This window comes from Streptomyces sp. HSW2009, assembly GCF_040240285.1.
In the GTDB taxonomy this organism is placed as follows: domain Bacteria; phylum Actinomycetota; class Actinomycetes; order Streptomycetales; family Streptomycetaceae; genus Streptomyces.
In genome coordinates, this window is sequence record NZ_JBEHZD010000015.1 from 25,715 (window position 1) to 34,632 (window position 8,918).

Consider the following 8,918-nt stretch of genomic DNA (forward strand, 5'->3'; position numbering starts at 1 on the left):
GACGGGGGCCGGGCCGGGCCGGTGTGGGTGGTGGGGCCGCCTTGACGGGGCAGGTCGGTGTGGGTGGTGGGGTCGCGCTGCCGGGTCAGGCCCGTGTGGGTGGTGGTGGGGCCGTCGATGCGCGGGTGACCAGCTCGACCGGCAGGGTGGTCACCTCGGCCACGCCGCCGTCCACCACCGTGAGCAGGGCGCGCATGCCGGCTGCTCCCACCGCCTCGGCGGGCAGCCGGACCGTCGTCAGCTCGGGATCGACCGCGGTCGCCAGCGAGATGTCGTCGAAGCCGGTGACCGAGACGTCGTGCGGCACCCGCAGCCCGAGGCGCCGTACGGCCTTGCACGCGCCCGCGGCCAGCACGTCGTCGTCGCAGACCAGCGCCGTCGGGCGGGGGCCGGGGCGGGTCAGGGCGCGTTCGGCGGCGCTCAGCCCGCCGGCGACGGACAGCGGCGCCGGCTCGGTGCGCACGCTCGCCCCCGGCACGCCGCCGAGCGCTGCGGCCAGCGCCCCGGCGCGTACCCGGAAGGCCCAGGAGTCCACCGCGGCGGCCAGGTGCACCAGATGGCGGTGGCCGAGCGTGAGCAGGTGTTCCGTCAACTGCCGCATGCCGGCCGCGATGTCCACGTTCACGGTGGCGGCGGCCCCGGTGCGGTCCGGGTCGCTGTCGAGCATGACCAGCGGCAGCCCGTCGCCGCGCAGGGCCGCCAGCGCATCGGCCGCCATGGACGAGGCGATGACCCCGTCGAGCGCGGCCCCCCCCCGGCCGCCCGGGGCCGGCGCCCGGCCCCCCCCCCCCGGCGCGGGGGGGGGCCCCCCCCCCCCCCCCCACCGCGCTGGCGCGCAGCCCCGCACCGCGGATGCCACCACCACCCGGTCCTTCGCCCGGATCGCCGACGCCGTGCTCTCCGAGCGCACGGCCGCGATCGTGGACGGCCGCCCCGCGCGGCGGGCCGCGGCGGTGGACAGCGGTGCGGTGCGCCTGTCGGCGAAGCAGGCGCGGACGGAGGACGGCACCACCTCCTCGCTCGGCAAGCGCAAGGCGCGGCTGGCCGCCCTCGGTGAGGAGTACTCCTCCGGCGACACCAAGGCCACCGTGAACAGCACCCGCATCCAGGGCAACCGAGCCACGGTGCAGGTCACCGAGACCACCCTGCTGCGCTACAAGAAGCTCCGCGGCGACGAGCCGGCCACGACCGGCTTCCAGGCCCACCACGAACTCACCCTCGCCCGCACCTCGGGCGGCAAGTGGGAGCTGACCGGGGTGCGCTCGACCGACGACGGACCGGTCGCCATCAACGCGCCCGCCGCGCCGGCGGTGACCACCGCGGACGCGCTGCCCAGCGCAACCCGCGCGGCCATCACCAAGCCCGCCACGCCGCAGAACAAGCCGCCGGGCACCGCCGGCTACGACTACAAGGCGATGGCCGCGTACACCGAGAAGTACTGGAAGGACTACAACCCCGCGTACCGGAAGTTCAACGACGCGGGCGGCGACTGCACCAACTTCGTCAGCCAGGCCCTGAAGGCCGGCGGTTGGAAGCACCAGCCGGGCAGCTACGACGACTACCGCAACTGGTGGTACGACTCCTCGTACCAGTCGCTCTCCTGGGTCGGGGTCAACGAGTGGTCCTGGTTCACGCTGCACCACAAGCGGGCCACCAACCTGTCGAACGTCTACCACATGGGCGTCGGTGACGTCATGCAGATGGACTTCGACCGGGACGGTTCCAAGGACCACTCGATGATGGTCACCTACCGGAGCGCGAGCGGCGTCCCGTACCTCACCTACCACTCGGTGAACACCTACCGGAAGTCGGTGGCGAGCATCATCGCGTCGTACCCGAACTCCCTGTACTACGCCTACCGCATCTGATCCTGACGGAGGCGGCCGGCAGCGCGCGCCGCGGTGGGCCCCGCCCGCCCGGCGCGTACGATTCGCCCCGCCCGGCCCCCGCTGCCGCGTGGCCGAGCGGGCGGACGAACCCCACGGCCCCGCCGCGGACCCGAACCGGTCCCCGGCGGGGCCCGTGCGTGCGCGGCGGCACGGCCCGCCGCCGTGCCCCTACGCGCGGCGCTCCCTACGCGCCGCTGCCCCGCGCGCCGCCCGTGTCCCGTACGCGGCGCAGCCCCGTACCGCGCCGTCGCGTACGCAGTGACGGCCGTACGCGGCCGAGCGGCGCGACCGCTCCCGTGCAGCGCCGATGCGTAGCGCCCGTACGCGGTGGGCGCGGACCGTGCTGGTGCATGGTGCTTATGTGCGGGTAAGGCGGCAGACCTCCTGGAGTGGCCGGGGTGCGGTGGCCGGTCGCCGGACCGCCTCGGGGAACCGATCTCAGCCCGGCCGAATGTGCACTCCCCAACGGCAGCCGTCCGACGTGACACGTTCGCAGCCCCGCCCCGGAGTGGCCGAAACGTCATCCTCCTGGTTCATAATTACCCGGCATGTGCACCACCCCCTTTAACAAACTGTTGCCCGCCGCATTCGAAGTCGATACGGTGTGCGAGCGGCGATCGAGAGACCGGGTGCTGTCGAACCTTTAAGGGGGATTTTCGATTGCAGGCGCAAGCTCCAGAGTCGCCCCCCGGATATAGGAAGATCGAAACTCTGGCAGTCCCATGGTGAGTGGGGTCTTCATTGCGACGGTATTCGCGATGGTGGCCGCACCGGGGCCGTCATTCGTCGTTCTGGTGAATGAAACGCTGCGTTACGGTCGGCTGGCCGGACTCGTCACCATTCTCGGCAGCAGTACCGGCCTCCTGATGTGGGCGACGACCTCCGCCCTCGGGCTCGCCGCCCTGACGCAGACCTCGGAACTGGTGTTCACCACCTTCAAACTGGCGGGCGCCGCCTACCTCTGTTACCTCGCCGTCATGACGGTCCGCAACCGGCGCAGCTTCGGCAGCCAGGAAACGGACGCAGCCGCCCGGCCCGGCACGGCCACGGTGTGGCGCTCCTACCGGCCGGGGCTGGTCACCAGTGCCGCCAACCCCAAGATGGCCACCGTCTATCTGGCCCTCATCCCCCAATTTCTGCCGGCCGACGGCGGCTCGCCCGCCGACGTGATCACCCTGACGGCCGTGCAGATCATGATCAGCGCAGCGTGGTACGCCGTCGTCGTCGCCGTGGTCGGCTTCGCCAGACGGCTGCTCGCCAAGCCGGCCGTGCGGATGGGGATCGCCTGGACCAGCGCCGCGATCCTGCTGGTCCTCGGCCTGCGCACCGCGGTGATGGCGAGCCCCGCCGCATAACGGAGCGCCCCCAAATCCCCAGGAATTCCCCGGAAAGAGGGATTGCCTTGACGTCTCCCGAAAAGGTCGAGAGTCAGCTCTACGAAATCATTACGGCAGTGCTCGGCTCGGCCGCCCCGAAAAGCATTGGGCTGGCCGACGAGCTACCGGAGATCGGTGTCGACTCGCTCACCATCCTGGAGATCGTCGTACGCATCGAGCAGGAATGCGGCATCGAGATCGGGGACAGCGAGGTCTTCGCGGTCCCGCTGCGTCAGGTCAGCGATCTCGTACAACTGGTCCAGACGCACGTCGGAAATTCCTAGAAGCGAGGAACGGGAAACGCCATGGTGAATGCAGAAGCCTCGCTGAGTGCCGAGGAAATCGTCCCCACCCACTGGTACAACGTGCTGTCCGACCTCACCGGCGTGGCGGACGCGGCCAAGCTGCGCCAGGCCAGGCCGGAGACCCGGCAGGGCGGCGGCGCCGTCACCCCGCAGATCCCCCTGTCGATGTACCGGCAGAGCATGGGACGGCAGCGCTTCATCGAGATCCCGCAGCCGGTGCGCGAGGAGTACCTGCGCTGGCGGCCCACCCCGCTGCACCGGGCCCGCCGCCTGGAGCGACTGCTCGACACCCCGGCCCGGATCTACTACAAGTACGAGGGCACCAACACCACCGGCAGCCACAAGCTCAACACCGCGCTGGCCCAGGCGTACTACTACAAGCAAGCCGGCATCACCAGCCTCACCACCGGCACCGGCGCCGGCCAGTGGGGCTCGGCGCTCGCCGTGGCCTGTCGCATCTTCGGGCTCGAATGCACCGTCTACATGGTGCGGGTCAGCTACGACCAGAAGCCCTACCGCCGGATCATGATGGAGATGAACGGGGCCAAGGTCATCTCAAGCCCCAACGAGAACTCCGAGGCCGGCCGGGCCGCGCTGGCCCGCGACCCGAACACCGACGGCAGCCTCTCCATCGCCAACGCGGAAGCCTTCGAGCACGCCCGCCAGGTGGAGCGTTGCAACCTGTCGGTGGGCAGCGGCGAGAACCACGTCCTGCTGCACCAGACCGTCATCGGCCAGGAGGCCATCCGCCAGTTCGCGGCGCTCGGCGACTACCCCGACGTGGTGATCGGCGCGGTCGGCGCCGGCAGCAACTTCTCCGGCATCACCCTGCCGTTCTTCCACAAGAAGGTGCACGACGGCCTGGACACCCGCTTCCTCGCCGTCGAACCGGAGGCGTGCCCGAAGCTCACCAAGGGCCGCTACGCCTGGGACTACAACGACTACACCGGCATCACGCCGATGACGAAGATGTACACCCTGGGACACACCTTCGTCTCCCCGGGCATCCACGCCGGCGGCCTGCGCTACCACGGCGCCGCCCCGCTGGTCAGCGCGATGTACGAGCAGAAGCTGATCGAGGCCGTCGCCTACCCGCAGCGCGCCGTGTTCGAGGCCGGCATCAGCTTCGCCGACGAGGAGGGCATCATCCCGGCCCCCGAGTCGGCCCACGCCATCCGCGCCGCCATCGAAGAGGCCCTGGTGGCCAAGCGGGAGCGCAGGGAGAAGGTCATCCTGTTCAACCTCAGCGGGCACGGCCTGCTCGACCTCTCCGCGTACCAGCAGTTCCTCAGCGGAACCATGACCGACATGGCGGCCCCCGACGAGTTGATCGCCGCCTCGCTCGACCGGCTTCCTGACGTGGACGACTTAGCCGCGACACCCCGCTGACCCGGGGCGCTACCGAGGGAGGGACAGGCCGTGCAACACCTGACCGACGAGGTGCTCGACCTTGCGATCGTGGGCACCGGCCCGCGCGGGATCTCCGTCTTCGAGCGGATCGCCGCCCAACTCGCGGCCGAGCCGGAGCCGCGGCACGTCAGAGTCTGGCTGATCGACGCGGTGGAACTGGGCGCCGGCCGCATCTGGCGGGTCGACCAGGAGAGCTGCTTCCTGATGAACACCGTGGTCGGCGAGATCAGCATGTTCTCCGGAGTCCCCGACGGCCGGCCCTGCCGACCGGGTGCCGGCCTGTCCTTCCACCAGTGGCTGGGCACCCAGCCGGACCCGGAACTCACCGCCCTGGGCCGCGACGACTACGCACCGCGGTACGCGTACGGGCGGTACCTGCACCACGTCTACGACGCCGTGCGGCGCGACATGGCCACCCGTGGCGAAGTCACCGAGCTCACCGGCCGGGTGACCGCGGTCCGCGAACGCGCCGAACGCTACGAACTCACCGTCACCAGCCACCCGCAGGACGCCGCCGCGGAAGAACACACCCTCACCGTCGACGCGGTGGTCATCACCACCGGCCACGCCGAGGCCGAACTGAGCGAGCACCAGCGCGCACTGACCGACCACGCCCGCACCACCCCGAGGCTGCGCTACCTGAGCGGCGACTCGGCCGCCGACCTGGACCTTCACACCATCGCCCCGCGCACCGCGGTCGGCGTCGTGGGCCTCGGCCTCTCCTTCTACGACATCGTGATGTCCTTCACCGTCGGCCGCGGCGGACGGTTCAAGGACAGCCCCGACGGCACGGTCTTCTACGTGCCCAGCGGCAACGAACCCTGGGTGGTCGCCGGCTCGCGCAGCGGCCTGCCGATCCGCTCGCGCGGACGCAACCAGAAGGGCGTCACCGAACGCGCCGCGCCGAAGTTCCTCACCTCGGCCGCCGTCGGCCGGCTGCGCGAACAGCGCGTCCGGCGCGACGGCACCCCGGCCCTGGACTTCGACCGCGACGTACTGCCGCTGCTGCTGGCCGAGGTCAGCTACGCGTACTACACCACCCAGGCCAGGCAGCAGGGTGGTGCGGAGCAGGCCGCACGGCTCGGCGAACAGCTCGCCGCGCTCGGCCCCGAGCCGGCGCGGTGGCGGGCGGTGGCCGAGCGCAGCGGGCTGCACGACCCGGCGCCGGTGGACCTCGAACGGCTGGCCAGGCCGCTGCACCACCGGCGCTTCGGCTCCGGCGCCGACCTCGTCGCCGCCCTGCGGGGCCTGCTCGTCGACGACATCGCCGAGGCCGGCCGGGGCAATGTGGACGGCCCGCTCAAGGCCGCCCTGGACGCCATCCGCGACTCCCGCGAGGTCCTGCGGCACGCCGTCGACTTCGGTGGCCTGACCGCGCGCTCGCACCGGGTGGACTTCCTCGGCCGGTTCGCCTCGCGCACCTCGCCGCTGTTCACCGGCCCGCCGCGCAGCCGCACCGCACAGTTCCTCGCCCTCATCGACGCCCGGGTGCTGGACGTCGTGGGGCCCGAGGTGGCGCACGGGCACGATGCCGAACGCGGCCGGTTCTACCTGGAGTCCCCGGCCGTCGACGGCTCACGCAAACACTGCGACGTGCTCATCGACTCGCGCATCCCCACCCCGGGGCTGGTGCGCAACACCGACCCGCTGCTGCGGCAGTTGGTCGCCGAGCGGATGGCCGGCGGCTTCACGCACGGCACCGCCGACGAGGCGTACGCGACCGGGGCGCGGCACATCACCGCGGCCGACCGCCGGGGGGGCGCGGCCGACGGCCGGCCGCACCGCGCGCTGTACGCGCTGGGCATCCCGACCGAGGGCGCGTGCTGGTTCACCCAGATCGGCAACGGCCGGCCGGGCGTGTCCACCTCGTTCACCCGGGACGCCGACGTGATCGCGCTCAGCGTGCTGCGCCGCGCCAAGTCCCACGCCGTCCAGTGATCGGAGACCAGGTGTCTGAGCACGACGCGGAACCCGAAGCGGAACGCGAAGAAGAACCCGCAGCGGGACAGGCAGCGGAGCACGAAGGGCACGGGGCGAGCGGGACGGCCGAGGCGTACGAGGAGTTCCGGGCGGCGCGCGACCTCCTGTTGCACGCCGCCGACCACGACGCCGCCCGCAAGACCTTCCGTTGGCCAAGGCCCCGCCACTTCAACTGGGCGATCGACTGGTTCGACCGCATCGCCGAGGGCAACGACCGCACGGCCCTGCGCATCGTCGGCCAGGGCGAAGCGACGTTCCAGGAGCTCTCCACCGGCTCCGACCGGGCCGCCGACTGGCTGCTCGACCAGGGCGTACGCCGCGGCGATGGCGTACTGCTGCTGATGGACAACCGGATCGAGCTGTGGGAGCTGATGCTCGCGCTGATCAAGATCCGGGCCGTCATCGCACCCGCCTTCACCACCATCGCCCCGGACGAACTGCGCTCCAGGATCGGACGGACCGGGGCCCGGCACGTGATCGCCGACCACCGCATCGCGCCGCGGCTCGCGGTGGACGGACTGCACACCAAGATCGTCGTGGGTGGGGAGCAGCCGGCGCCGACCGGCTGGACCGACTACGCGTCCGCTGCCACCCACCGCGGCACCTTCACCCCCGAGGGCCCCACCCCCGCCGACGAACCCCTCTTCTCCTACTTCACCTCGGGCTCCACGGCACGGCCCAAGCTCGTCGTGCACACCCACGTCAGCTACGCCATCGGGCATCTGGCCAGCATGTACTGGAACGGCCTGCGCCCCGGTGACGTGCATCTGAACGTCTCGGCGCCGGCCTGGGCCAAATACCCGTGGAGCTCGCTGTTCGGCCCCTGGAACGCGGAGGCCACGGTGGTCTCCATGGACAGCGCCGACGCCACCCCCGAGCGGCTGCTGACGGTGTTGCAGTCCGGCGGCATCACCAGCTTCTGCGCGCCGCCGAGCACCTGGCGGGCCCTGATCCGCACCGGCCTGCCGGGCGGTCTGCCCGGGCTGCGGCACGCGGTCAGCGTCGGGGAGCCGCTGCTGGGCGACGTGGTGCAGCAGGTCCAGGCGCTGGCCGGGGTGCGGGTGCGCAACGGGTTCGGGCAGTCCGAGGTGACCGCGCTGGGCGGGGTCACCGCCGGCTCGTCCGCCGACCCGGTGTCCATGGGGCACCCACTGCCCGGATACGACCTGGTCGTGCTGCGGCCGGGCACCGACGAGGCGGCCGACGAGGGCGAACTCTGCCTGGACCTGGCCAACGACCCGGTCGGCATGATGCTGGGCTACCACGACCCGGAGGACAACGCCACCAGCCGCACCCCCGGGGGCCGTTACCGCACCGGCGACCTGGTGCGCCGGGCCGCGGACGGGTCGCTGCGCTACCTCGGCCGGCGCAAGGACGTCTTCGACGGCCCGGACGGCACCCGGATCGCCCCACTGGAGGCGGAACACGTCCTGGTCCTGCACCCCGCCGTCGCCGAACTCTCCGTCGTCCCGGTGACCGAGACCGACGGGCTGGTGCCCAAGGCGTACGTCGTACTGGCCGCGGGCTGGAACGCCAGCCGGGCCACCGCCGAGGCGCTCTTCGGCCACCTGGCGGAACACCTCCCCGAAGCGAAGCGCGTACGGTTCGTGGAGTTCGTCGACGACCTGCCGCGCACCGAGTCGGGCAAGGTCCAGCGCGAGGCCGTACGACGACTGCGCAGGTCACGCGGGGTGGAGTTCGCCGCAGAACGGCCCGCGGCACAGGCGTGATGGGGGCGCGGCAACCGAGGCTGGCGCGCGCACCGGTGCCGGCCCTGATGGCGGCGCCGACGGCCCGCCCGTAACCCGAGCCCCTGCCCGTCATCCGTGCTTCCGTCCGTGCCGCGGGTTCCGCCCCCGTGGCACAGACGCTGCGGTACGGGGTGGGGGTGGCCCCCCCCCAAGATCGGGGGCGGGCCGGGTGCGCGCCGGCCCCGCGGGCCCCCCGGCTGAGGGGGG

7 protein-coding genes are annotated in these 8,918 nt (G+C 72.0%); 6 read left to right on the forward strand and 1 reads right to left on the reverse strand.

The genetic code is table 11. The features are described 5' to 3' along the window. Nucleotides 1-85 precede the first annotated feature (85 nt). Entirely contained in the window at nt 86-1,012 is a 927-nt protein-coding gene (locus AAHZ94_RS02395; RefSeq protein ID WP_349990148.1) for a LacI family DNA-binding transcriptional regulator, read from the reverse strand. Here AAHZ94_RS02395 and AAHZ94_RS02400 point away from each other — a divergent pair. From AAHZ94_RS02400 to AAHZ94_RS02425, 6 genes are all read left to right on the forward strand, one after another. Beyond that, a complete protein-coding gene (locus AAHZ94_RS02400) occupies nt 894-1,868 on the forward strand; it encodes an amidase domain-containing protein (RefSeq protein ID WP_349990149.1) in 975 nt (324 codons plus the stop codon). The two genes, AAHZ94_RS02395 and AAHZ94_RS02400, sit on opposite strands and share 119 nt — an antisense overlap. A 779-nt stretch (nt 1,869-2,647) precedes the next feature. Beyond that, the gene (locus AAHZ94_RS02405) at nt 2,648-3,244 is read left to right on the forward strand and encodes a LysE family translocator (RefSeq protein WP_349990150.1); all 597 of its coding nucleotides are present in this window, start codon (nt 2,648-2,650) and stop codon (nt 3,242-3,244) included. Nucleotides 3,245-3,291: 47 nt separating this feature from the next. Further along, nucleotides 3,292-3,549: an acyl carrier protein gene (locus AAHZ94_RS02410; RefSeq protein ID WP_349990151.1), complete on the forward strand. Its 258-nt coding sequence runs from the start codon at nt 3,292-3,294 to the stop codon at nt 3,547-3,549. Nucleotides 3,550-3,570: 21 nt separating this feature from the next. After that, entirely contained in the window at nt 3,571-4,959 is a 1,389-nt protein-coding gene (locus AAHZ94_RS02415) for a TrpB-like pyridoxal phosphate-dependent enzyme (RefSeq protein WP_349990152.1), read from the forward strand. A 30-nt stretch (nt 4,960-4,989) separates the two neighbouring features. Beyond that, nucleotides 4,990-6,918, forward strand: coding sequence for an FAD/NAD(P)-binding protein (locus AAHZ94_RS02420; protein WP_349990153.1), 1,929 nt, complete (start codon nt 4,990-4,992; stop codon nt 6,916-6,918). An 11-nt stretch (nt 6,919-6,929) separates the two neighbouring features. After that, a complete protein-coding gene (locus AAHZ94_RS02425; RefSeq protein WP_349990154.1) occupies nt 6,930-8,690 on the forward strand; it encodes an AMP-binding protein in 1,761 nt (586 codons plus the stop codon). Nucleotides 8,691-8,918 lie beyond the last annotated feature (228 nt).

Bases quoted from the DNA above. Each gene is read 5' to 3' on its own strand.
- AAHZ94_RS02405 (WP_349990150.1), top strand. From the start codon at position 2,648: ATGGTGGCCGCACCGGGGCCGTCATTCGTCGTTCTGGTGAATGAAACG.
- AAHZ94_RS02415 (WP_349990152.1), top strand. From the start codon at position 3,571: ATGGTGAATGCAGAAGCCTCGCTGAGTGCCGAGGAAATCGTCCCCACC.